Here is a 23,506-nt window from a genome sequence, read left to right as displayed (position 1 = left end):
ACTTTTCGCCCGGAGAGTCAAGCGTTTATTTCGCTTTCTTCTCGCTGACCCGGCGGCTTGTCAGTCGTTGTTCCCGGTCAGTGGAGGCGCATTATAGGGAGTTCTCGGCGGGCCGCAACCCCTAAATGCAAAAAACTTTTCAAGCGCGTTTTTTTTCAACAAAAGGGCGAAAAAGCGGCGAATTTATGTCACTTTTTCAGGCAAACAGCCATAAAAGCTGGCGATCACTGGAGTAAAATAGAAATAACGATGTCAGTAAGGATCCGCAGCCATGCCGTTAAATGCACAACAACAGGCCGCCCAACGCAATCTTTCTTATCTGCTTGCAGAAAAACTCGGCCAACAAATTCTGGCAGGCGATTATCAGGCCGGCAGCATCCTGCCTGGTGAAATGGAACTGGGCGAGCAATTCGGCGTCAGCCGTACCGCGGTGCGCGAAGCGGTGAAGATGTTAGCCGCCAAAGGCATGTTATTGCCGCGCCCGCGCATTGGCACCCGCGTGATGCCGCAAAGCCAATGGAATTTCCTCGATCAAGATTTACTGACCTGGTGGATGACGCGGGAAAACTTCGATCAGGTGATGCAACACTTCCTTATCTTGCGCACCTCGCTGGAGCCGCAGGCCTGCGCGTTGGCGGCAAACCACGCCAGCCCGCAGCAAACCAAGTTGCTGGCGGGGCTGATGGCGGAAATGCGCGCGCTGCATACCCAGTTTGATCGCGAGCGTTGGATCCAGGTCGATACCCAATTCCACCAGCTCATCTACGAGGCCAGCGGCAACCCGTTCCTGACCTCGTTCGCCAACCTGTTCAGTTCGGTGTACCAAAGCTACTTCCGCGCCATCACCGGCAATGAAGTGATCAAGCTGCGCCATCATCAGGCTATCGTCGATGCGATACTCGCCGGAGACAGCGCAGGCGCCCTCGTCGCCTGCCAGGTACTGCTGAAAGAGAAAGACTAGACACGCTCCCCGCTTATATATAGAAGAAAGAGACGAGGGACAGACGACCATTTAACCAGGACCGACCATGACCCAATCCGCGCGCAGTATGGCAGGACTACCGTGGATCGCCGCAATGGCGTTCTTTATGCAGGCGCTGGACGCCACTATCCTCAACACCGCGCTGCCGGCGATCGCCCAAAGCCTGGGGCGTTCGCCGCTGGCGATGCAATCGGCCGTCATCAGCTACACGCTGACGGTGGCAATGCTGATCCCGGTCAGCGGCTGGCTGGCGGATCGCTTCGGCACTCGACGGGTATTCATCTTCGCCGTCACGTTATTCACCCTCGGTTCGCTGCTGTGCGCCTTGTCTCCTACGTTGAGCGCGCTGGTCGCCTCTCGCGTGCTGCAGGGTATCGGCGGCGCGATGATGATGCCGGTCGCGCGCTTGGCGCTGCTGCGCGCCTACCCGCGCAGCGAACTGCTGCCGGTGCTGAACTTCGTCACCATGCCCGGCCTGGTCGGGCCGATTCTGGGGCCGCTGCTGGGCGGCTGGCTGGTAACCTACGCCACCTGGCACTGGATTTTCCTGATCAATATCCCTATCGGTCTGCTCGGCATCTTCTATGCACGCAAATACATGCCGGACTTCACCACGCCCAAACGCCGCTTCGATTTCCTTGGATTTATGCTGTTCGGCCTGAGCCTGGTGCTAATCTCCACCGGGCTGGAGCTGTTTGGCGAGCGGGTGCTGGCCAGCTACGTTTCGCTGGGCATTCTGCTCAGCGGCTTCGTAATGCTGTTCGGCTACATCGCGCACGCACGCCGCCATCCTCAGCCACTGATCGGTCTCGACCTGTTCAAAACCCGCACCTTCTCGGTCGGCATCGCCGGCAACGTCGCCTCCAGACTGGGCACCGGCTGCGTGCCGTTTTTAATGCCGCTCATGCTGCAGGTGGGATTCGGCTACACGGCGATCGTCGCCGGTTGCATGATGGCGCCAACCGCCATCGGCTCGCTGATGGCGAAATCCACCGTCACTCAGGTACTGCGCTGGTTCGGCTACCGTAAAACGCTGGTCGGCATCACCGTTATCATCGGGGTGCTGATCGCCCAGTTCGCCCTGCAAAGCCCGGGCATGCCGCTGTGGCTGATGATCCTGCCGCTGTTCGTGCTGGGCATGGCGATGTCCACCCAGTTCACCGCCATGAACACCATCAGCCTGGCGGATTTGAACGACGCCAACGCCAGCGCCGGCAACAGCGTCCTGGCGGTCACCCAACAGCTGTCCATCAGCTTCGGCGTGGCGATCAGCGCGGCGGTGCTGCGTTTTTACGAATCCCTGTCGTTAGGCACCATGATCGACCACTTCCATTACACCTTTATCACCATGGGGATCGTCACCGTGGCGTCGGCGCTGGTGTTTATGTTGCTGAGAAGGAAAGATGGCCGCAATTTGATCAGCGGCCAGGAAAGCAAGAAAGAAGCGAAGGCGGCCAGTTAACGGCGCCCCACCGAGGCGCGTTCCACCAGCTCGGGCGTCAGCACCAGCACCTGGGGTGCGCGCTCCGGGTTCTGCAGGCGGTTGATCAGCGCATCGATCGCCAATTCGCCCAGCGAATCCTTCGGTTGGTGAATGGTGCTCAGCGGTGGCGCCAGATAACGCGCCAGCTCAATGTCATCGTAACCCATCACCGCCATATCCTGCGGCACGGAAAGCCCGGCCTGATACAGCGCCTGATAAACGCCTACCGCCACCGCGTCGTTGCCGGCGAACACCGCATGCGGCGGCTCGTCCAGCGCCAGCAGTTGGCGCATGGCGTTTACCCCGCCCTCAAACTCAAAGTCGCAATGCACTTCATACCCTGGCGGAACCGGCAATCCGGCGCGACGCATCGCGTTGCGATAGCCTTCCAGTCGGTGACGGGCGGTGGTTTTATCCTGCGGACCGGCGATGCAGGCGATCTTGCGGTAGCCGCGGGCGATCAGATGGTCGGTCGCCATCTCGCCGCCCAGCAGCGAGTTATCCTGAATAATGTCGTTGGCGCCCTCGAACGGCGCCCAGTCCATCATCACGATCGGCAATGACGGGTAGCGGCTCAGGGCATCTTGCGATGGCCGGTGGTTTTCGGTGCACATCAACAGCAAACCGTCGACGCGCTTTTGCAGCAGCGTCTCCATGCTGCGGTTCATGCGCGCGGCGTCTTCTTCGGTATTGCACAGAATTAAACTGTAGCCGCGTTCATAGCAGCTGCGCTCCACGCCGCGCACCACTTCGGCATAAAACGGGTTGTTGCTGGCGGTCACCAGCATGCCGATGGTGCGCGTCTGATTGAGCTTCAGGCTGCGCGCCAGCGCGGAAGGCGCATAGTTCAGCTGTTCCACGGCCGCCATGACCTTGTCGCGCACGCTGTCGCTGACAAAGCGATTGTTGTTGACCACATGCGAAACGGTAGAAGTTGAAACGCCCGCCAGGCGGGCGACATCTTTCATGGTGGCCAAAGGATCACCCCTGTTGCTGCAAGAAGGCGTCGATCTCTTCACGCCACGGCACCGAAGGCTGCGCGCCAGGGCGGGTCACGGCGATCGCCGCCGCCGCATGGGCAAAACGCACCGCGTCGGCCATGACCTTGCTTTCCAACAGGGCGGTCACCAGCGCACCGTTAAAGGTATCGCCGGCGGCGATGGTATCCACCGCTTGCACCTTGAAGCCGGGCACCCGTTTGCCGTTGCCGTTTTCGCTCAGCCACACGCCGCGGCTACCGAGGGTGATGATCACCGTCGCGATGCCCTTGTCGTGCAGCGCCTGCGCCGCACGCGCCGCATCGTCGTCGTTGTCCACGGCGATGCCGGTCAGGCGCTGGGCTTCGGTTTCATTCGGAGTGATGATATCGATCATGGCCAGCAGCTCGTCCGGCAGCTCGCGCGCCGGGGCCGGGTTGAGGATCGCCTGCGTTTGATGTTGCTTCGCCAGGCGGGCGGCGGCGATCACCGTCTCCAGCGGCGACTCCAGCTGCATCAGCAGGGCATCGGCGTCGATCACTTTTTGTTGGTAGCGCGCCAGGTAATCCGGCGTCACCGCGGCGTTGGCGCCGGCATCAATGCCGATCACGTTCTCGCCTTCGGCGTTGACGAAGATCAGCGCCACGCCGGTGGTGCTGTCGGCGATGGCTTCAATCGGTTGAGTATCAATGCGATCGCTCGCCAGCTGCCGGCGGATACGCTCGCCGATATCATCGGCGCCTACGCAGGCGATAAAGGCGATCTCCGCCCCGCTGCGCCCGGCCGCCACCGCCTGATTCGCGCCCTTGCCGCCAAACGCCACCTTATACTGTTTCCCGATCACCGTTTCGCCCGGGTGGGGGAACTGTTCAATATTGAGGATATGGTCGGCATTGATGCTGCCAAGAACCACCAGCTTACCTGTTTCCATCGCATTGATTCCTGAATTGCGCGCCATCGTAAACGCCCCGTTCCGATGGCGCTGGTATGACTTACTGAGTGACCAGCTTCAAATCCACCGGGATGGTCGCCGGCACTTTTTCGCCTTTCAGCACCTTATCGGCGGTTTCCACACCGATCACGCCGATCTGATCGGGGCGCTGCGCCACCGTCGCCGCCAGCTTGCCGCCTTCGACCGCTTTCACGCCGTCAGCGGTGCCGTCGAAGCCTACCACGATCACGTCGGTTTTACCGGCGGTTTGCAGCGCACGCAGCGCGCCCAACGCCATTTCATCGTTCTGGGCAAATACCGCCTGCACATCCGGGTGAGCGGTCAGCAGGTTCTGCATCACGTTCAGACCCTTGGTGCGATCGAAATCGGCCGGCTGGCTGGCCAACAGTTTGAATTTATTCTGATCCAGCGACTGTTTGAAGCCTTCGCCGCGTTCACGCGCGGCGGAGGTGCCGGCAATGCCTTCCAGCTGAATCACCTTGGCATCGGCGCCCGCTTTCTTGGCGATGAAGTCGCCGGCCATTTTGCCGCCCACGCGGTTATCCGAAGCGATGTGGCTCACCACGTCGCCCTTGCTCGCCACGCGGTCCAGCGTGATGACCGGGATCTTAGCCTGGTTGGCCATCTTGATGGCGTTGCCCACCGCGTCGGAGTCGGTCGGGTTGATCAACAGCAGCTTGGGCGCCCGCACCATCAGATCCTGCACGTTGGCCAGCTCTTTCGCCGGGTTGTTCTGGGAATCCAACACCACCAGGTTGTAGCCCAACTTGTTGGCCTCTTGCTGCGCCCCATCCTTCATCGAAACGAAAAACGGGTTGTTGAGGGTGGACACCACCAGCGCGATGGTGTCTTTGGCCATGGCATTGGCGCTCAGGGTGGCGCTCAGCGCGATGGCGGAGGCTAAGGTTGCCAGTTTTTTCATTTTCATCATCGTGATTCCTGTAGGGGGAGGTTACTTGTTGCTTTTGTTATCTACCAGAACCGCCAGCAGTATCACCACTGCCTTCACGATCATTTGGTAGTAGGAAGAAACACCCAATAAATTCAGGCCGTTGTTCAGGAAGCCGAGGATCAGCGCCCCGATCAGCGTGCCGACGATGCGCCCCTTGCCGCCGGCCAGGCTGGTGCCGCCCAGCACCACGGCGGCGATGGCGTCCAGCTCATAGCCGGTGCCGGCGGTTGGCTGCGCCGACGACAGGCGCGCCACTTCGATTACCCCAGCCAACGCCGCCAGCAGGCCGCACAGCGAGTAGACGATAATCTTCACTTTATCGACGCTGATGCCGGACAGACGGGTCGCCGCTTCGTTGCCGCCCAGGGCATAAATATAGCGGCCCAAGCGCGTATGGTGCAGCATATACCAGGCGGCGATGAACACGATCGCCATGATCCAGATCGGCGTAGGCACGCCTAGCGGACGGCCGATGCCGAACCAGCCGAAGGTGTCGGCCACATCGGTGAAACCGGTGTTGATCGGGCTGCCGTTGGTGTACACCATGGTGACGCCGCGCAGCAACAGCATCATCACCAGCGTGGCGATAAAGGCCTGCACTTTGCCTTTGGCGACGATCACTCCGGTGCAGGCGCCAACAGCGGCGCCCAGCGCCAGTGCCGCCGCCACCGCCACCAGCGCGTTGACCTCAAAGCCGACGATCGACGCCGCCACCGCGCCGGTCAGCGCCAGTAGCGATCCCACCGACAGATCGATGCCGGACGTGAGGATCACCAGCGTCATCCCCACCGCCATGATGGCGTTCACCGAGGTCTGCTGCAAAATATTGAACAGGTTGTTCAGGGTGAAGAAGTTCGGGCTCATGGAAGAGACCACGGCGATCAGCACCAGCAGCGCAATCAACGACTTCTGCTCTAACAGCCACTCTTTACTGAACCAGCGCTTAGCTGCGATAGTCTGGGAACTCATATCTGATTACTCCTGCTTTACGCCGTATTGCTTGCCGACGGCTGCCGCCATCAACGCTTCCTGGGTGGCCTGTTCAATCGGGAACTCGCCGCTGAGATGCCCTTCGTGCATCACCAGAATGCGATCGCTCATGCCCATCACCTCCGGCATTTCCGAAGACACCAGAATGATGCTCAGCCCTTCCTGTTTGAACTGGTTGATTAACTGATAGATCTCTTTTTTGGCGCCGACGTCGACGCCGCGCGTCGGCTCATCGAGGATCAGCACCTTCGGCCGGGTCATCAGGCCGCGGGCGATCGCCACTTTCTGCTGATTGCCGCCGGAAAGCAGACCGATCGGCTGCTCCATCGACGGCGTTTTGATATTGAACAGGCGGATGAAGTCCCCCACCGCCTGCCGCTCGTCGGCCTGCTTCAAGCTGCCGTCGGCGCGGCTGAAGTAGCGCAGCGCGGTCAGCGACATGTTTTCCTTCACCGACATGCCCAGCACCAGGCCGTCGCGCTTGCGGTCTTCCGAGATATAGACAATGCCGTTCGCCAACCCATCCTGCGGCGAATGGGTGACCACCTCGCGGCCGTCCAGGCTGACGGTACCGGCCTTGCGCGGCGCGGCACCATACAGGATCTTCATCAATTCGGTGCGCCCGGCGCCCATCAGCCCGGCCACGCCGAGGATCTCGCCGCGATACAGCGTAAAGCTGACGTCTTCAACGCCGGGGCCGGAAAGGTGGCTGACGTCCAGCCGCTTTTCCCCGCGCGGCAAATCAAGGCGCGGGTATTGTTCTTCCAGCTTGCGGCCGACCATCATCTCAATCAGCGAATCTTCCTGCAGCTCGCTCACCGGCCGCTCGGCGATAAACTGCCCGTCGCGAAATACCGTCACGTCGTCGCAGATTTCAAAAATCTCTTTCAGGCGGTGCGAGATATACACGATGCCGCGCCCTTCGGCCTTCAGCTCGTTGATCACCTTGAACAGCGAGGCGGTTTCGGTGTCGGTCAGCGCATCGGTCGGTTCGTCCATGATGATCACTTTCGATTCGAAGCTCAGCACCTTGGCGATCTCCACCATCTGCTGATCGCCGATCGACAGCTCGCCCACCAGCCGATGGCTGCTGTAGCGCAGGTTGAGGCGCGCCAGCAAGCGATCGGCCTCGGCGTACATGCGCTTCCAGTCAATGCGGCCGAAACGGTTGACGAACTCGCGGCCGAGGAAGATGTTTTCCGCAATCGTCAGTTGCGGGATCAGGTTCAGCTCCTGATGGATAATGCCGATGCCCGCTTCCTGCGAATCCTTGGGCCCGTTGAATACCACCTCTTTACCGAGAAAATACTGACTGCCGGCGTCTTTCTGGTAGATGCCGGTCAGCACTTTCATCATGGTGGACTTCCCGGCGCCGTTTTCCCCCACCAGCGCCATCACCTTGCCGGGATAGACGCTGAGGGCGGCGCCAGAAAGCGCCTTCACGCCGGGAAAGGCTTTATCAATCCCTTTCAGTTGCAGTAAAGGTTGCATACGCGCCTCAGAAAGTTACGCCGGCGCACAGGATCACGTTCGCGTAAGGCGAACACTCCCCGCTGCGAATCACCGCCCGGCTGTGCTCGGTTTGCGCTTTAAACGCCTGATGGCTGATATAGCGCACGCTGATGGTGTTACCCTGGCGTTGGCCCAGTGCGGTCAGTTCCGCCAGCAGCGCCTCGTGGAGCGACGGATTCTGTTTCACAATCTCTTCCGCCAGAATGGCGCTTTCTACCTGCATCTCTTGCGTGACCGCCGCGAACACCTGCATGAAGGTCGGCACGCCCTGCGTCAGCGCCAGATCGATGCGCTGCGTTTCCGCCGGTATCGGCAGGCCCGCGTCGCACAGAGTGAGCTGGTCGGTATGCCCCAGCCGGGCAATCACGGCAGACACGTCGGAATTCAGTAATACGCCTTTTTTCATCTTCTCACTCCGCTAGCGAAACGTTTCGCTCTTTGGGGGAGTTTAAAAAAACGGCAGGGGAAGGCAACCGGGACAATGCAGAAGTGTGATCGTTATCGAAACGTTTCGTTCGCACACGGACAAAGCGCAAACAAAAGGGGCTCAGCCATGCTGAGCCCCTGTCAGGCGGATTAGATCTCGACCTGCGTGCCGAGTTCAATAACCCGGTTCGGCGGAATTTCGAACTGATCCGGCGCGCGCAGCGCATTGCGGCTCAGAGCGACGAACAGTTTGCCGCGCAGGTAGAGGTACCATGGCCGCTTGGTGAGGATCAGCGATTCATGGGACATGAAGAACGACGTCTCCGACATGCGGCACGGCAACCCTTCCAGCCCGCAGCGGTGGAACACTTCCTCGACGTTCGGCGTTTCACGCCAGCCGTAGCTGGCCACCACCCGCCAGAAGGTCGGCGACAGCTGCTCGATGGTTACCCGGCGCACGTTGTGCACGTAAGGCGCATCCTCGGTGCGCAGCGTCAGCAGCACCACACGCTCGTGCAGCACCTTGTTGTGCTTCAGGTTGTGCAGCAGCGCAAAAGGAATGACGTTGGTGGCGCGCGACAAGAACACCGCGGTACCCGGCACCCGCACCGGCGGCGATTTCTCCAGCGAGGCGATCATCGCCTCCAACGAGTTGCCGTGCTCATGCAGGCGGCGCAGCAGGCGGAAGCGCTCGCTCTTCCAGGTGGTCATAATGATGAACATCACCAGCGCCAAGGTCAGCGGCAGCCAGCCGCCGGAGAACAGCTTCAGGGCGTTGGCGGAAAACATCGGCACGTCGATGATCAGCAAGATGGTCACGATGCCGATCGCCAGGAAGCGATTCCAGTGCCAGTTATTGATCGCCACCGAGGTGACCAGAATGCTGGTCAACACCATGGTGCCGGTGACGGCGATGCCGTACGCCGCCGCCAGGTTGCTGGAGTGCTCAAAGCCGATGATCACCAGCACCACCGAGATGTACAGCGTCCAGTTGATCACCGGAATGTAGATCTGGCCGGATTCCATTTCCGAAGTGTGAATGATGCGCATCGGCGACAGATAGCCCAGGCGCACCGCCTGGCGAGTCAGCGAGAAGACGCCGGAAATCACCGCCTGCGAAGCGATCACCGTCGCCAGGGTCGCCAGAATCAGCAGCGGGATCAGCGCCCAATCGGGCGCCAGCAGGAAGAACGGGTTTTTGATCGCCTCAGGATTTTTCAGCAGCAGCGCCCCCTGGCCGAAGTAGTTGAGCACCAGCGAAGGCAGCACCACGGTGAACCAGGCCAGACGGATCGGGAACTTGCCGAAGTGCCCCATATCGGCATACAGCGCCTCGACGCCGGTGATCGACAACACCACCGCCCCCAGAGCGAAGAACGACACCTTCTTATATTCCATGAAGAAATTGAGCGCCCATTTGGGATTCAGCGCCTGCAGCACTTCCGGGTTCGAAATGATGCTGCGCGCGCCCAGCACCGCCAACACGATGAACCACAGCAGCATTACCGGGGCGAACAGCTTGCCGACGCTGCCGGTGCCGTGCTTTTGGATAACGAACAGCAGCGTCAGCACCAGAATGGAGAGCGGCACGATATAGGCGTCAAGCGCAGGCGCGGCGATTTCCAACCCCTCTATCGCCGACATCACCGAGATCGCCGGGGTGATCACCACCTCGCCATAGAAGAAGCTGCCGCCGATCAGGCCCAGTATCACCAACACCGCAGTGGTGCGCGCCGAGGTATTGCGCCCGGCCAGCGACATCAGCGTCAGAATGCCGCCCTCGCCGGCGTTGTCCGCGCGCATCACGTAGGTGAGATATTTGAGGGAAACGATCACGATCAACATCCAGAAAATCAGCGACAGGAAGCCGAAAACCACGTCTGGACGAACATCGAAGCCGTAATGGCCGGAGAAACACTCTCTCAACGTATAGAGAGGGCTGGTGCCGATATCACCGTAGACCACGCCGATGGCAGCCAAGGTTACCGCCGATAAGGACTGCTTATGCTCTGCGCTCATAATTCGTTTCTTTATCAGAACATCCGTTAGCGATGCATCCGCATCAGGCAAAATACGGGCTCAAAGATCCGTCACGCCCACCAGAAAGCCGCACAGTATGCACCATTTATACCGCTTGCCTACCCTTATATCAGAGCCGAAAAATAAACAAAATGTGAACCGAATATCCGGCTTAACTTAGAAAAATATTACTAATCAACAGGCTATACCACTAAAAATAATGGTGGTTTATCATCGGATTATCGACCAAGATTGGCTAACTCTCGGACAATGCGACAATTATATGACGCCATCATCCCTTCTGGCAGAACGAATTTCCCGCCTCAGCAACGCGCTGGAGAGCGGTCTTTATGAGCGGCAAGAGGCAATCCGTCTGTGCCTGCTGGCGGCGCTGAGCGGCGAAAGCGTATTCCTGCTCGGCCCGCCCGGCATCGCCAAGAGCCTGATCGCGCGCCGGCTGAAGTTTGCCTTCCGCAACGCCCGCTCCTTTGAATACCTGATGACGCGTTTTTCCACGCCGGAAGAGGTCTTCGGCCCGCTATCTATTCAGGCGCTGAAAGATGAGGGGCGCTATCAGCGTCTGACCGCCGGCTATCTGCCGGAAGCGGAGATCGTGTTTCTGGACGAGATCTGGAAGGCCGGCCCGGCGATCCTCAACACCCTGCTGACGGCGATCAACGAACGCCGTTTTCGCAACGGCAACAGCGAAGAACCGATCCCGCTGCGCCTGCTGGTCACCGCCTCCAACGAACTGCCCGAAGCGGACAACAGCCTCGAAGCTTTATATGACCGCATGCTGATCCGTCTGTGGCTGGACAAGGTGCAGGATAAACAGAATTTCCGCTCGCTGCTGGTCAACCGCCAGAGCGAAAGCCAAAACCCGGTGCCGGCGGCGCTGAGCATCAGCGACGAAGAGTTTCTGCAGTGGCAATCGCAGATCGACAAAGTCGCGCTGCCGGAAGCCTGTTTTGAGCTGATCTTCCAGCTGCGCCAGCGGCTGGATGCGCTGGAGCAGGCGCCTTACGTCTCCGATCGGCGCTGGAAAAAAGCCCTGCGTCTGCTGCAGGCCTGCGCCTTCTTCAGCGGGCGCGATGCCATCGCCCCGCTCGACCTGATGCTATTGAAAGACTGCCTGTGGCACGATCTCACCTCGCTGAAGCTGCTGCAACAGCAGATCGATCAGTTGCTGACCGAGTCGGCCTATCAGCAGCAGTCGATGCTGATCCAGTTGCAACAGATCCACACCCGCTGGCTGCAGGACCAGCAGCAGCAAAGCGATCGGCAGGCCATCAGCCTGGTGAAAAAAGGCGGCATGTTCAGCCGCAAACCGCAATACGCGCCGGCCACGCCGTTCGCCGTCGGCACCCTTACCCTGCTGTTGCAAAAGCCGCTGCAGCTGCATGACATTCAGGTCAACCATCTGAGCATCGAAAGCAGCGCGCTGGACAACTGGCTGCAAAAAGGCGGCGACGTGCGCGCCAAGCTAAATGGCATCGGCTTCGCGCAGCCGATCGATTTGGACGTGGACGATCAACTGCACCTCACGGTGTTGGACGTCAGCCGCCAGCCGTCATTGCTGGCGCTGCCGGGCAAACAGGCCACCGCCACGCCGCAAGCGCTGCTGGATGAAATGGACGGATTGGCCCAGCGCCTGGCGGAGCAACGCCGCGCCTTCAGCCAACATCAGCCCTGTCTGTTCACGCCCGCCGCCGGCCTGGCCAAGATCGAAGCCAGTTTGCTGCAGGTCGCGGAACAGGTTAAACAGCAACAGCAGCAAATGCGCGGCCAGTAACCATGCTCAGTCTGGAGACGCTCGATCTGCTGCTGGCGATCACCGAAGGCGAGATGATCGAGGAGATGATCGTCGGCATGCTGGCCGCGCCGCAGCTGTCGGTATTCTTTAAAAAGTTTCCGGCCCTTCGCCGGGCGCTGGATCGCGATCTGCCGCGTTGGAAGCTGCAGCTTAAGGAACGTCTGCAGGAGGCGATGGTGCCGCCGGCGCTGGCGCAGGAATTTTACCGCTACCAACAGTGCCAGTTGGAGAACAACACCCAGTTTTATCACAACCTCAACGACACGATGGAACTGCTGCGCCAGCTGGTCTCGCCGTTTTATGAACAGGCGCGCGCGCTGGTGGACGCCGCCGATCTGCCCAATCACCCGCTTGACGACAGCTTTCAAACCCTGTTTCTGCAGCGCTGGCGCATCAGCCTGACGCTGCAAGCCACCATGCTGCACCACCAGTTGCTGGAACAAGAGCGCGAGCAACTGATGGCGGAGCTGCAGGAGCGCCTGGCGCTGAGCGGCGCGCTGGAGCCGCTGCTGTCGGAAAATGACACCGCCGCCGGCAGGCTGTGGGATATGAGCAAAGGCCAGTTGCAGCGTGGCGATTACCAGCGGCTGGTGGAGTACGGCAACTTTTTGCAGCAGCAGCCGGAGCTGAAAAAGCTGGCGCAACAGCTGGGCCGCAGCTATCAGGCCAAGGCGGTGCAGCAACAGGACGCGCAGCCGGAGCCGTTCAGGGTCATGGTGCAGGTGCCGGCCACGCTGCCGGAAGAAGTGAGCGGCATTCATCAGAGCGACGACATCCTGCGCCTGCTGCCGCCGGAGCTGGCGACACTGGGGATTGAAGAGCTGGAATTCGAGTTCTACCGCCGCCTGTTGGAAAAGCGGCTGCTGAGCTACCGTCTGCAGGGCGACGTCTGGCAGGAACAGATCCTGATCCGCCAGGTCACTCACCAGCAGCAGGATCAACAGCCGCGCGGGCCGTTTATCGTCTGCGTGGACACCTCCGGATCGATGGGCGGTTTCAACGAACAGTGCGCCAAGGCCTTCTGTCTGGCGCTGCTGCGCATTGCGCTGGCGGACAACCGCCGCTGCTACATCATGCTGTTCGCCAACCAGATCGTACATTACGAACTCACCGCCGCCAGCGGCATTGAGCAGGCGGTGCGTTTTCTCGGCCAGCAGTTTCGCGGCGGCACCGATCTGGCGGCCTGCCTGAACGCCACCGTCACCAAAATGGCGGAGAGCGGCTGGTTCGATGCCGATGCGGTGATCATTTCTGATTTTATCGCCCAGCGGTTGCCGGAGGAGGTAATAAAGAAGGTGAAACAGCAGCAACAAAGCCACCAGCAACGTTTTCACGCGGTGGCGATGTCCGCCTATGGCAAACCCGGCATCATGCGCATCTTCGATCATATCTGGCGCTTTGATACCGGGTTGAAAAGCCGTTTGATGCGCCGCTGGCGGCGCTAGGCGGTTAGAGCAGGCCTTCGACCGCGCCGCGCACTTCCGGCGACCACACGCCGCACTGCACCTGGCCGATATGCGACAGCTGCAACAGCAGCATCACCAGACGCGACTGACCGATGCCGCCGCCGATGGTCTGCGGCATATCGCCGCGCAGCAGCGACTGGTGCCATTCCAGCTTCATGCGCTCTTCATCGCCGGTCAGCGCCAGCTGATGTTTCAGCGCCGCGGCGTCGACGCGGATGCCCATGGAAGACAGCTCGAAAGCGTCCTGCAGCACCGGGTTCCACACCACGATATCGCCGTTCAGGCCCGCCAGGCCATCCGCCGTCGGCGTAGTCCAGTCATCATAATCCGGCGCACGCACATCGTGCGATTTGCCATGCGACAGCTTGCCGCCGATGCCGATCAGGAACACCGCGCCCAATTCTTTGGCAATCGCCCGCTCACGCCCTTTGGCGTCCAGATCCGGATAGCGCTGCAGCAGGGTTTCGCTGTGCACGAAGTGGATCTGTTCCGGCAGGAATGGGGTCAGGCCATGCTCACGGCTGACTTCCGCCTCCGTCGCCTTGATCGCAGCGTAAATGCTGCGCACGGTGTTTTTCAGGTAGTCCAGGCTGCGCTCACCGTCGCCCATCACCCGCTCCCAGTCCCACTGATCGACGTACACCGAGTGGATTGGCGTCAGACGGTCTTCATCCGGGCGCAGCGCCTTCATATGGGTATACAGGCCTTCGCCGGCACCGAAATCGTAGCTGCCCAGGGTTTTGCGTTTCCATTTCGCCAACGAATGCACCACTTCGAAGGTGGCGTCCGGCAAGGTTTTGACTTTGACCTGCACCGCTTTCTCGCTGCCGGAAAGGTTATCCTGCGTGCCGTCGCCCAGGCGGCTAAGGATCGGAGCCTGCACTTCGATCAGACCGAGCTGTTGCTCCAGCTGGCGGGAGAAGAAGGATTTGACCTGGCTGATTTGTTGTTGTTTTTGGATAAACTGTTTTTTCATTGCCGTATCTCTTGTAAACCTGTCTCTGTTGCCATCGATTAAGCAACAAAATGACACGACTATTCAATATCCATTAATCAATATTGCCTTTTCACTTTTAATCGTTCATTTTTACCCGGACAGAATTCAACAATCGTTAATTAATGGGGGATTAAATGGCGGAAATTTATCAGATCGATAATCTCGATCGCGGCATCCTCAACGCCCTGATGGACAATGCGCGCACACCGTACGCCGAACTGGCGAAAAACTTCGCCGTCAGCCCCGGCACTATTCATGTGCGGGTGGAGAAGATGAAGCAGGCCGGGATCATCACCGGCGCGCGCATCGACGTCAGCCCCAAACAGCTGGGCTACGACGTGTGCTGCTTTATCGGCATCATCTTAAAGAGCGCCAAGGATTACCCTTCGGCGCTGAAGAAGCTGGAAAGCCTGGAAGAAGTGGTGGAAGCCTATTACACCACCGGCCACTACAGCGTCTTTATTAAGGTAATGTGCCGATCGATCGACGCGTTGCAACAGGTACTTATCAACAAGATCCAGACCATCGACGAGATCCAGTCTACCGAAACGCTGATCTCGCTGCAGAACCCCATTATGCGCACCATCGTGCCGTAACCCGCCAAATTGCATACCCACATTATCCACAGGTAGATCCCAGCCGATTCACAGCGTACAATGCAGCCACTTTGAGTGAGAAGGTTGGGATCGTTGGTTCATGGCAGACATTACTCTGATCAGTGGCAGTACGCTTGGCAGCGCCGAATACGTGGCTGAACATTTGGCTGAAAAGCTGGAAGACGCGGGTTTCTCTACCGAGATGCTGCACGGCCCTGAACTGGATGAACTGCCGTTGACCGGCCGCTGGCTGGTGGTCTCTTCCACGCACGGCGCCGGCGAACTGCCGGATAACCTTCAACCGCTGCTGGAACAGATCGCTGAGCAGCAGCCGGATCTTTCCGAGGTGCAGTTCGGCGCCGTCGGTTTGGGCAGTTCGGAATACGACACCTTCTGCGGCGCGATCAAACAGATCGACGATCTGTTGATCGCCAGAGGCGCTAAAAGGATCGGCGATCGTCTTGAGATCGACGTGACCGAGCATGAAATTCCCGAGGATCCGGCCGAGGAATGGGTAAAAAACTGGATTAATTTACTCTAATTCGTCTAAAGATCGCGCGAACGATTGTGGATAACTAAGCTTAAAAGCAGGGTAAAAGCCGTAGTTATCCCAATAACAACCGTAGAGCGCTTTTTGTCCTGTGCATAACAAGCCTTTTAGATCCCAGCTTATCTGCGTCGGGATCACCGATCATTCACAGCAAACGATCCTCCTTAATCTGCTGATCTTCATCGTGAATAGTCACTTATCCACAGAGGATCGCGATCCTAATAAGAGATCTAATAAAGAGATCTTTAAATAAAAAAGATCTTCTTTTAATTACCGACGATCCGGACCACTTGGTCGATCGTCTAAACTTGAGTAGAATCCCCGACCCCAGGGCAAATACGATCGTTCGCAATACGGCGAGGTGCAGTTCCATGTTTTATCCAGATCAATTTGACGTCATCATCATCGGTGGTGGCCATGCAGGTACCGAGGCCGCCATGGCCGCGGCGCGCATGGGACGTCAGACTTTATTATTGACACACAATATCGATACGCTGGGACAGATGTCTTGTAACCCGGCGATTGGCGGTATTGGTAAAGGGCATCTGGTTAAGGAAATTGATGCGCTCGGCGGCTTGATGGCGACAGCGATCGACCATGCCGGCATCCAGTTTAGGATACTAAACGCCAGTAAAGGCCCTGCCGTTCGCGCCACTCGCGCTCAGGCGGATCGCGTCTTGTATCGCCAGGCGATCCGTACCGCGTTGGAGAACCAGCCCAACCTGATGATCTTCCAACAGCCGGTTGAGGATCTGATCGTCGAAAACGATCGCGTAGTCGGCGCCGTCACCCAAATGGGCCTGAAATTCCGCGCCAAGGCGGTGGTATTGACCGTAGGCACCTTCCTGGACGGCAAGATCCATATCGGCCTGGAGAATTACAGCGGCGGCCGCGCCGGGGATCCTCCTTCGATCTCGCTGTCGCAGCGTTTGCGTGAACTGCCGCTGCGCGTTAACCGCTTGAAAACCGGTACGCCGCCGCGCATCGACGCCCGCACTATCGATTTCAGCGTACTGGCGCCGCAACACGGCGACACGCCGGTGCCGGTATTCTCGTTCCTGGGCGATGCCAGCCAGCACCCGGAACAAATGGCGTGCTACATCACCCACACCAATGAAAAAACCCATGACGTGATCCGCAATAACCTCGATCGCAGCCCGATGTATGCCGGGATCATCGAAGGGATCGGTCCACGTTACTGCCCGTCGATCGAAGACAAGGTCATGCGTTTTGCCGATCGCAACGCGCACCAGATCTTCCTTGAGCCGGAAGGCCTGACCAGCAACGAGATTTACCCTAACGGGATTTCCACCAGCTTGCCTTTCGATGTGCAGATGCAGATCGTCCGTTCGATGGAAGGAATGCAGAACGCGCGTATTATTCGCCCTGGTTATGCCATCGAGTACGATTTCTTCGATCCGCGCGATCTGAAGCCGACGCTGGAAAGCAAATTCATTCAGGGCCTGTTCTTCGCCGGCCAGATCAACGGCACCACCGGGTATGAAGAAGCCGCCGCGCAGGGCTTGCTGGCCGGCCTGAATGCCGGGCGTTTCGCCGATGAACAAGAGGGCTGGGCGCCACGTCGCGATCAGGCCTACCTCGGCGTGCTGGTGGACGATCTCAGCACCCTTGGTACCAAAGAGCCGTACCGCATGTTTACCTCTCGCGCCGAGTATCGTCTGATGCTGCGCGAAGACAACGCCGATCTCCGCCTGACGGAAAAAGGCCGCGAGCTGGGCCTGGTGGACGACGTGCGTTGGGCGCGTTACAGCGAGAAGCTGGAGCGAATCGAACGCGAACGTCAGCGCCTGCGCGACATCTGGATGCATCCGCACGCCGAGAACGTCGAACAGGTCAATGTGCTGCTGAAAGCGCCGCTGTCGCGTGAAGCGAACGGCGAAGAACTGCTGCGTCGCCCGGAGATGGATTACGCGCAGTTGACCGGCACCGACGCCTTCGCGCCGCCGCTGGACGACGTCCAAGCCGCCGAGCAGGTCGAGATCCAGGTCAAATACGAAGGCTATATCGCTCGCCAACAGGAAGAGATCGAAAAACAGCAGCGCAACGAGAATACCGTGCTGCCGCTGGATCTTGACTACCGTCAGGTTTCGGGACTGTCGAACGAAGTGATCGCCAAGCTGAACGATCACAAACCGAACTCCATCGGCCAGGCTTCGCGCATCTCCGGCATTACGCCAGCGGCGATCTCGATTTTGCTGATCTGGCTGAAAAAGCAGGGACTGCTGCGCCGCAGCGCATAAATCCCGCATCCAGGCGGCCGTTTGCTCAACCCGTAGCCAAACGGCCGCTGACATCACTTGCGCCCTGAATTATCATAGTCGCCTCATTGCGCCAGCTAACCATCCGCTGGTCGTTCAGCGCCTGCCAGAGGATCCGTTGTGCAAAAAAAATTAGACTCGCTGCTCGCGGCAGCAGGCATTGAGCTGCCCGATCAGCAGAAACAGCAGCTGCTGGGCTATGTCGGCATGCTGGATAAGTGGAACAAGGCTTATAACCTCACGTCGGTGCGCGATCCGCAACAAATGCTGGTGCGCCACATCCTCGACAGCATTGTGGTCAATCCGCATCTGCAGGGCTCGCGTTTTATCGATGTCGGCACCGGCCCCGGTTTACCGGGCATTCCGCTGGCGATCGTGCGCCCGGACGCGCATTTCACGCTGCTCGACAGCCTGGGCAAGCGCGTGCGTTTTCTGCGTCAGGTGCAGCATGAGCTGGGCCTGAACAATATCGAGCCGGTGCAGAGCCGCGTCGAAGCGTTTCCGGCCGAGCCGCCGTTCGATGGCGTGATCAGCCGGGCATTCGCTTCGCTGCAGGATATGCTGTCCTGGTGCCATCACCTGCCGGCGAAAGGGCAGGGGCGTTTTTACGCGTTGAAAGGCGTGCGTCCGGATGAAGAACTGACGCAGCTGCCGGCTGGCGTTAGCCTGGAGTCCATCGTGCGGCTGCAGGTGCCTGAACTGGAAGGCGAACGTCATCTGGTGATTCTTAAGGCAAACTGAGTTTGCTTTTGATCAAACAAGCGTGAATTAAAGGTCGTACCCAGCAGAAAGGTAAGCAGGCTAATTAGTTGGTCGCTTTTTTTAGTTAATTTACTTTCTATTAACACAAAAAACGCGGCTAATTAGCGACAATAGAGTAATTGCATTTGGAAATAGTCACGTTAGCAATCATGTGCGAAAGATTGGCGTTTGCTGCTAATGTTAATTGGCTGTTGGAATATTGCCCCGCTGCTTGTCAATAAAAGGTTTTCATCGGGTATACGGATTGTTTTTGAACAGTTAACTGATAATGTTTTGATTTATATAATCTTTTGATCGCTCAAATTGCTAAAGACGGTTTGGTTGACCATCGGCTATAAATCAGGAAGGGACATTACTGTGATCGGCCTCGCGTTTCTAAACGCAACGCTGGAATAATCAGACAATTAAATGCGCCCTATTATTCCGACCGTTTTCTTGTGAAAATAGGCTGGAATAGGGAAATTTAAATAATTGTTCACCTTTTCGCTACTTATCGATTGAATTCGTTGGTATGCCCCGTATAATTTGCTCGTTTTTTGCTGCTTGACTCAGGACAGCAAAAACAGTTGTATACGTCACTCAGCATACCCCCTCTGGGGTACGGAGAGAACAAACGTCATGTCTGTGTCCCTTTACAGCGGGAAAGTCGCACGCAAACTGCTGTTTTTGCAGTTAATGACTTTTGTTCTGATCAGCGTTGCTTTCTGGCTGAAAAGCCCGGAATGGAGCGCTTCGGCGCTGGCAGGCGGTCTCGCCGCCTGGTTGCCGAGTGCAATGTTTATGCTGTTTGCCTTGCGCCATCAGGCGCAAACGCCGGCGCCCGGTAGGGTCGCCTGGTCGTTCGCCATCGGCGAGGGGCTAAAGGTCGTGATCACCATCGTTTTGCTGATCGTGGCGCTGGGGGTGTTCAAGGCGGAGTTTATACCGCTTGGCCTGACCTATTTAGCGGTGTTAGTGGTGCAGATAGTGGCACCGGCCGTGATTAACAGTTACCGAACTTAACTAAATAAGGGTAAGAGGCATCATGTCTGCAGGAGAAGTCTTGACTCCACAGGAGTATATCGGTCACCACCTGACGCAGCTTCAGGTCGGGACTGGGTTCTGGTCGATCAACATCGACTCGATGTTTTTCTCCGTCGTCCTCGGGGCGCTTTTCCTGGTGATCTTCCGCAAAGTGGCCAAAAACGCCACCAGCGGCGTGCCGGGTAAACTGCAAACCGCCGTGGAGCTGGTGGTCGGTTTCGTCGACAGCAGCGTGCGCGACATGTACCACGGCAAGAGCAAGGTGATTGCGCCGCTGGCGCTGACCGTGTTCGTCTGGGTGTTCCTGATGAACTTGATGGACCTGCTGCCCATCGACTTCCTGCCTTACGTTGGCGAACACATCCTCGGCCTGCCTGCGCTGCGCGTCGTGCCTACCGCCGATGTGAACGTCACGCTGTCGATGGCGCTGGGCGTGTTTATCCTGATTCTGTTCTATAGCATCAAAATGAAAGGCGTTGGCGGGTTTGTTAAAGAGTTGACCATGCAGCCGTTCAACCACCCTGTATTCATTCCTATCAACCTGATTCTTGAAGGTGTCAGCCTGCTGTCCAAACCTGTTTCACTGGGTCTGCGACTGTTCGGCAACATGTATGCGGGTGAGTTGATCTTCATCCTGATTGCCGGCCTGTTGCCGTGGTGGTCACAGTGGGTCCTGAGCTTGCCTTGGGCTATCTTCCACATCCTGATCATTACGCTTCAAGCCTTTATTTTCATGGTTCTGACGATCGTCTATCTGTCGATGGCGTCTGAAGAGCACTGATTTTCTTAAAACACTTGCACTTTTAAACTGAAACAAACTGGAGACTGTCATGGAAAACCTGAGTATGGATCTGCTGTACATGGCTGCCGCTGTGATGATGGGTTTAGCGGCAATCGGTGCTGCGATCGGTATCGGCATCCTGGGTGGTAAATTCTTGGAAGGCGCTGCTCGTCAGCCTGACCTGATTCCTCTGCTGCGTACACAGTTCTTTATCGTTATGGGTCTGGTCGACGCCATCCCGATGATCGCTGTAGGTCTGGGTCTGTACGTGATGTTCGCCGTCGCGTAAGTAGAGCAACCCTCTACGACGTAACCAAACTATTAACTTTTAAAGAGGCATTGTGCTGTGAATCTTAACGCAACAATCCTCGGCCAGGCCATCGCGTTCGTTCTGTTTGTCTGGTTCTGCATGAAGTACGTATGGCCGCCGATCATGGCTGCCATCGAGAAGCGTCAGAAAGAAATCGCTGACGGCCTCGCTTCTGCAGAGCGTGCCAAAAAAGATCTGGACTTAGCGCAAGCCAATGCGACCGACCAGCTGAAAACTGCCAAAGCAGAAGCTCAGGTGATCATCGAGCAAGCGAACAAACGCAAAGCTCAGATCATGGATGAAGCGAAAGCCGAAGCCGAGCAGGAACGTAACAAAATCGTGGCGCAGGCTCAGGCTGAGATCGAAGCCGAACGTAAGCGCGCTCGTGAAGAGTTGCGTAAGCAAGTCGCGATGCTGGCAATTGCCGGCGCCGAGAAGATCATCGAACGTTCCGTGGATGAAGCTGCTAACAGCGACATCGTTGATAAACTGGTCGCTGAACTGTAAGGAGGGAGGGGCTGATGTCTGAATTTGTAACTGTAGCTCGCCCCTACGCCAAAGCAGCTTTTGACTTTGCCGTTGAGCACCAAAGCGTAGAGCGCTGGCAGGACATGCTGGCGTTTGCGGCTGAAGTCACTCGCAATGAACAGATTTCTGAACTGCTGTCTGGCGCGGTTGCGCCAGAAACGCTGTCCAAGACGTTCATCGCGGTTTGTGGCGATCGGCTCGACGAACATGGCCAGAACTTTATCCGTGTAATGGCCGAAAATGGACGTTTACTGGTTCTTCCTGCCGTGCTGCAGCAGTTCATCGAACTGCGCGCCTCGCTGGAATCCACCGTCGAAGTCGAAGTGCTCTCTGCGAGCGCGCTGAACGACGAACAGCAGGCGAAAATCGCCGCTGCGATGGAAAAACGTCTGTCACGCAAAGTTAAGCTGAATTGCAAAATTGACAAGTCTGTACTGGCCGGCATCGTTGTTCGCGCCGGCGATATGGTGATTGATGGCAGCGTTCGCGGTCGTCTTGAACGCCTGACAGACGTCTTGCAGTCTTAAGGGGACTGGAGCATGCAACTGAATTCCACCGAAATCAGCGAACTGATCAAGCAGCGCATTGCTCAGTTCAATGTAGTGAGCGAAGCTCACAATGAAGGTACTATCGTTTCCGTCAGCGACGGGATCATCCGCGTACACGGCCTGGCCGAAGTTATGCAGGGCGAAATGATCGCGCTGCCTGGCAACCGTTACGCAATCGCATTGAACCTGGAGCGCGACTCCGTCGGTGCCGTGGTCATGGGTCCGTACGCGGATCTGGCCGAAGGCATGAAGGTTAAATGCACCGGCCGTATCCTGGAAGTTCCAGTCGGTCGTGGTCTGCTGGGCCGCGTAGTTAACACCCTGGGCGCGCCAATCGACGGCAAAGGCCCGATTGAGAACGACGGTTTCTCTCCGGTAGAAGCTATCGCGCCAGGCGTTATCGAGCGTCAGTCCGTTGATCAGCCGGTTCAAACTGGCTACAAATCCGTTGACGCCATGATTCCAATCGGCCGTGGCCAGCGTGAGCTGGTGATCGGTGACCGTCAGACCGGTAAAACCGCGTTGGCGATCGATGCGATCATCAACCAACGCGACTCCGGCATCAAATGCGTTTACGTGGCTATTGGCCAGAAAGCGTCCACCATCGCTAACGTGGTGCGCAAACTGGAAGAGCACGGCGCATTGGCCAACACCATCGTGGTGGTGGCGACCGCTTCCGAATCCGCCGCACTGCAATACCTGGCGCCATACGCCGGTTGCGCAATGGGCGAATACTTCCGTGACCGCGGTGAAGACGCGCTGATCGTGTACGATGACCTGTCCAAACAGGCCGTTGCTTACCGCCAGATTTCCCTGCTGCTTCGTCGTCCGCCAGGTCGTGAAGCTTACCCAGGCGACGTATTCTACCTGCACTCCCGCTTGCTGGAGCGCGCAGCGCGCGTCAACGCCGAATACGTTGAAGCCTTCACCAAAGGTGAAGTTAAAGGCCAAACCGGTTCACTGACCGCTCTGCCGATCATTGAAACCCAGGCGGGTGACGTTTCCGCGTTCGTTCCGACCAACGTAATCTCGATTACCGATGGTCAGATCTTCCTGGAATCCAACCTGTTCAACTCCGGTATTCGTCCGGCAGTTAACCCGGGTATCTCCGTATCCCGTGTTGGTGGCGCCGCGCAGACCAAGATCATGAAGAAACTGTCCGGCGGTATCCGTACCGCGCTGGCGCAGTATCGTGAATTGGCTGCGTTCTCCCAGTTCGCCTCCGATCTGGACGACGCGACCCGCAAACAGCTGAGCCACGGTCAGAAAGTGACCGAGCTGCTGAAACAGAAACAGTATGCGCCGATGTCGGTTGCACAACAGTCTCTGGTGCTGTTTGCCGCAGAACGCGGTTACCTGAACGACGTCGAAGTCGCCAAAGTGGTGAGCTTCGAAGCCGCGCTGGTCGCCTATGCGGACCGCGAGCACGCCGAACTGCTGAACCACATCAACCAAACTGGCAACTTCAACGATGAGATCGAGGGCAAGTTGAAAGACGTCCTCGAGACCTTCAAGAAAACCCAGTCCTGGTAACGCCGAACGGTCCTGCTGTTGAAAGAC

At 58.0% G+C, this 23,506-nt stretch carries 22 protein-coding genes; 14 read left to right on the top strand and 8 right to left on the bottom strand.

Annotation, left to right across the window (positions count from 1 at the left end):
• Positions 1 to 271: 271 nt before the first annotated feature.
• Positions 272 to 961, top strand: coding sequence for a FadR/GntR family transcriptional regulator (locus tag ACP39K_RS18135; protein WP_004933751.1), 690 nt, complete (start codon positions 272 to 274; stop codon positions 959 to 961).
• A 67-nt stretch (positions 962 to 1,028) separates the two neighbouring features.
• Positions 1,029 to 2,444 carry a multidrug transporter subunit MdtD gene (mdtD, locus tag ACP39K_RS18130; RefSeq protein WP_025160302.1) on the top strand — a complete coding sequence of 472 codons (1,416 nt, stop codon included), beginning with the start codon at positions 1,029 to 1,031 and terminating at the stop codon, positions 2,442 to 2,444.
• Here the strand turns inward: mdtD and rbsR are convergent.
• The 7 genes from rbsR to kup form a co-directional block, all read right to left on the bottom strand.
• A complete protein-coding gene (gene rbsR, locus ACP39K_RS18125; protein WP_025160301.1) occupies positions 2,441 to 3,442 on the bottom strand; it encodes a ribose operon transcriptional repressor RbsR in 1,002 nt (333 codons plus the stop codon). The two genes, mdtD and rbsR, sit on opposite strands and share 4 nt — an antisense overlap.
• A gap of 4 nt (positions 3,443 to 3,446) precedes the next feature.
• On the bottom strand, positions 3,447 to 4,373 hold the full coding sequence (gene rbsK / locus ACP39K_RS18120) for a ribokinase (protein WP_497008739.1): 927 nt from the start codon (positions 4,371 to 4,373) through the stop codon (positions 3,447 to 3,449).
• 61 nt (positions 4,374 to 4,434) lie between these two features.
• Entirely contained in the window at positions 4,435 to 5,322 is an 888-nt protein-coding gene (gene rbsB / locus ACP39K_RS18115; RefSeq protein ID WP_025304729.1) for a ribose ABC transporter substrate-binding protein RbsB, read from the bottom strand.
• A gap of 24 nt (positions 5,323 to 5,346) precedes the next feature.
• Positions 5,347 to 6,315 (bottom strand): ribose ABC transporter permease, encoded by a 969-nt coding sequence (gene rbsC / locus ACP39K_RS18110; protein WP_004933766.1) that lies wholly within the window; start codon positions 6,313 to 6,315, stop codon positions 5,347 to 5,349.
• A gap of 6 nt (positions 6,316 to 6,321) precedes the next feature.
• Positions 6,322 to 7,827 (bottom strand): ribose ABC transporter ATP-binding protein RbsA, encoded by a 1,506-nt coding sequence (gene rbsA / locus ACP39K_RS18105; RefSeq protein WP_016929626.1) that lies wholly within the window; start codon positions 7,825 to 7,827, stop codon positions 6,322 to 6,324.
• A gap of 7 nt (positions 7,828 to 7,834) precedes the next feature.
• A complete protein-coding gene (gene rbsD / locus ACP39K_RS18100) occupies positions 7,835 to 8,254 on the bottom strand; it encodes a D-ribose pyranase (RefSeq protein ID WP_016929625.1) in 420 nt (139 codons plus the stop codon).
• A 170-nt stretch (positions 8,255 to 8,424) separates the two neighbouring features.
• On the bottom strand, positions 8,425 to 10,293 hold the full coding sequence (gene kup, locus ACP39K_RS18095) for a low affinity potassium transporter Kup (RefSeq protein WP_015379467.1): 1,869 nt from the start codon (positions 10,291 to 10,293) through the stop codon (positions 8,425 to 8,427).
• A 283-nt stretch (positions 10,294 to 10,576) separates the two neighbouring features.
• Between kup and ravA the strand changes: the two genes are divergently transcribed.
• Positions 10,577 to 12,085, top strand: a complete 1,509-nt coding sequence (ravA, locus tag ACP39K_RS18090; RefSeq protein WP_103086431.1) for an ATPase RavA — start codon at positions 10,577 to 10,579, stop codon at positions 12,083 to 12,085.
• A gap of 2 nt (positions 12,086 to 12,087) precedes the next feature.
• Positions 12,088 to 13,551 carry an ATPase RavA stimulator ViaA gene (gene viaA, locus ACP39K_RS18085; RefSeq protein WP_004933781.1) on the top strand — a complete coding sequence of 488 codons (1,464 nt, stop codon included), beginning with the start codon at positions 12,088 to 12,090 and terminating at the stop codon, positions 13,549 to 13,551.
• 4 nt (positions 13,552 to 13,555) lie between these two features.
• On the opposite strand, the gene asnA is transcribed toward viaA, so the two are convergent.
• Entirely contained in the window at positions 13,556 to 14,548 is a 993-nt protein-coding gene (asnA, locus tag ACP39K_RS18080; protein WP_016929623.1) for an aspartate--ammonia ligase, read from the bottom strand.
• Between the two features lie 155 nt (positions 14,549 to 14,703).
• On the opposite strand from asnA, the gene asnC reads away from it, so the two are divergent.
• From asnC to atpA, 10 genes are all read left to right on the top strand, one after another.
• Complete coding sequence (asnC, locus tag ACP39K_RS18075; protein WP_004933786.1) at positions 14,704 to 15,165, top strand: transcriptional regulator AsnC; 462 nt, start codon at positions 14,704 to 14,706, stop codon at positions 15,163 to 15,165.
• A 100-nt stretch (positions 15,166 to 15,265) separates the two neighbouring features.
• The gene (mioC, locus tag ACP39K_RS18070) at positions 15,266 to 15,706 is read left to right on the top strand and encodes an FMN-binding protein MioC (protein ID WP_016929621.1); all 441 of its coding nucleotides are present in this window, start codon (positions 15,266 to 15,268) and stop codon (positions 15,704 to 15,706) included.
• A 380-nt stretch (positions 15,707 to 16,086) separates the two neighbouring features.
• Complete coding sequence (gene mnmG, locus ACP39K_RS18065) at positions 16,087 to 17,976, top strand: tRNA uridine-5-carboxymethylaminomethyl(34) synthesis enzyme MnmG (protein ID WP_033639108.1); 1,890 nt, start codon at positions 16,087 to 16,089, stop codon at positions 17,974 to 17,976.
• A gap of 138 nt (positions 17,977 to 18,114) precedes the next feature.
• A complete protein-coding gene (gene rsmG / locus ACP39K_RS18060) occupies positions 18,115 to 18,735 on the top strand; it encodes a 16S rRNA (guanine(527)-N(7))-methyltransferase RsmG (protein ID WP_015379471.1) in 621 nt (206 codons plus the stop codon).
• Positions 18,736 to 19,374: 639 nt separating this feature from the next.
• Positions 19,375 to 19,758, top strand: coding sequence for a F0F1 ATP synthase subunit I (atpI, locus tag ACP39K_RS18055; RefSeq protein ID WP_004933796.1), 384 nt, complete (start codon positions 19,375 to 19,377; stop codon positions 19,756 to 19,758).
• Positions 19,759 to 19,780: 22 nt separating this feature from the next.
• The gene (gene atpB, locus ACP39K_RS18050) at positions 19,781 to 20,560 is read left to right on the top strand and encodes a F0F1 ATP synthase subunit A (RefSeq protein ID WP_015376132.1); all 780 of its coding nucleotides are present in this window, start codon (positions 19,781 to 19,783) and stop codon (positions 20,558 to 20,560) included.
• Positions 20,561 to 20,609: 49 nt separating this feature from the next.
• Positions 20,610 to 20,849: a F0F1 ATP synthase subunit C gene (gene atpE / locus ACP39K_RS18045; RefSeq protein WP_004093904.1), complete on the top strand. Its 240-nt coding sequence runs from the start codon at positions 20,610 to 20,612 to the stop codon at positions 20,847 to 20,849.
• Between the two features lie 57 nt (positions 20,850 to 20,906).
• A complete protein-coding gene (gene atpF, locus ACP39K_RS18040; RefSeq protein WP_004933804.1) occupies positions 20,907 to 21,377 on the top strand; it encodes a F0F1 ATP synthase subunit B in 471 nt (156 codons plus the stop codon).
• A gap of 14 nt (positions 21,378 to 21,391) precedes the next feature.
• The gene (gene atpH, locus ACP39K_RS18035; protein ID WP_015376133.1) at positions 21,392 to 21,925 is read left to right on the top strand and encodes a F0F1 ATP synthase subunit delta; all 534 of its coding nucleotides are present in this window, start codon (positions 21,392 to 21,394) and stop codon (positions 21,923 to 21,925) included.
• Between the two features lie 12 nt (positions 21,926 to 21,937).
• Positions 21,938 to 23,479, top strand: coding sequence for a F0F1 ATP synthase subunit alpha (gene atpA, locus ACP39K_RS18030; RefSeq protein ID WP_016929618.1), 1,542 nt, complete (start codon positions 21,938 to 21,940; stop codon positions 23,477 to 23,479).
• Positions 23,480 to 23,506 lie beyond the last annotated feature (27 nt).

It is taken from the genome of Serratia sp. EC4, from assembly GCF_059652115.1.
The sequence above is the reverse complement of the archived record's forward strand: the minus strand, read 5'-3'. Positions and strand labels throughout refer to the sequence as shown.

Coding starts and splice junctions, on each gene's coding strand:
- atpI (WP_004933796.1), top strand. CDS start 19,375: ATGTCTGTGTCCCTTTACAGCGGGAAAGTCGCACGCAAACTGCTGTTT.
- ACP39K_RS18135 (WP_004933751.1), top strand. CDS start 272: ATGCCGTTAAATGCACAACAACAGGCCGCCCAACGCAATCTTTCTTAT.
- rbsK (WP_497008739.1), bottom strand. CDS start 4,373: ATGGAAACAGGTAAGCTGGTGGTTCTTGGCAGCATCAATGCCGACCAT.
- rbsD (WP_016929625.1), bottom strand. CDS start 8,254: ATGAAAAAAGGCGTATTACTGAATTCCGACGTGTCTGCCGTGATTGCC.
- viaA (WP_004933781.1), top strand. CDS start 12,088: ATGCTCAGTCTGGAGACGCTCGATCTGCTGCTGGCGATCACCGAAGGC.
- asnA (WP_016929623.1), bottom strand. CDS start 14,548: ATGAAAAAACAGTTTATCCAAAAACAACAACAAATCAGCCAGGTCAAA.
- atpE (WP_004093904.1), top strand. CDS start 20,610: ATGGAAAACCTGAGTATGGATCTGCTGTACATGGCTGCCGCTGTGATG.
- rbsC (WP_004933766.1), bottom strand. CDS start 6,315: ATGAGTTCCCAGACTATCGCAGCTAAGCGCTGGTTCAGTAAAGAGTGG.
- kup (WP_015379467.1), bottom strand. CDS start 10,293: ATGAGCGCAGAGCATAAGCAGTCCTTATCGGCGGTAACCTTGGCTGCC.
- atpA (WP_016929618.1), top strand. CDS start 21,938: ATGCAACTGAATTCCACCGAAATCAGCGAACTGATCAAGCAGCGCATT.
- atpB (WP_015376132.1), top strand. CDS start 19,781: ATGTCTGCAGGAGAAGTCTTGACTCCACAGGAGTATATCGGTCACCAC.
- asnC (WP_004933786.1), top strand. CDS start 14,704: ATGGCGGAAATTTATCAGATCGATAATCTCGATCGCGGCATCCTCAAC.
- atpH (WP_015376133.1), top strand. CDS start 21,392: ATGTCTGAATTTGTAACTGTAGCTCGCCCCTACGCCAAAGCAGCTTTT.
- ravA (WP_103086431.1), top strand. CDS start 10,577: ATGACGCCATCATCCCTTCTGGCAGAACGAATTTCCCGCCTCAGCAAC.
- mioC (WP_016929621.1), top strand. CDS start 15,266: ATGGCAGACATTACTCTGATCAGTGGCAGTACGCTTGGCAGCGCCGAA.
- rbsB (WP_025304729.1), bottom strand. CDS start 5,322: ATGAAAATGAAAAAACTGGCAACCTTAGCCTCCGCCATCGCGCTGAGC.
- rbsA (WP_016929626.1), bottom strand. CDS start 7,827: ATGCAACCTTTACTGCAACTGAAAGGGATTGATAAAGCCTTTCCCGGC.
- mdtD (WP_025160302.1), top strand. CDS start 1,029: ATGACCCAATCCGCGCGCAGTATGGCAGGACTACCGTGGATCGCCGCA.
- mnmG (WP_033639108.1), top strand. CDS start 16,087: ATGTTTTATCCAGATCAATTTGACGTCATCATCATCGGTGGTGGCCAT.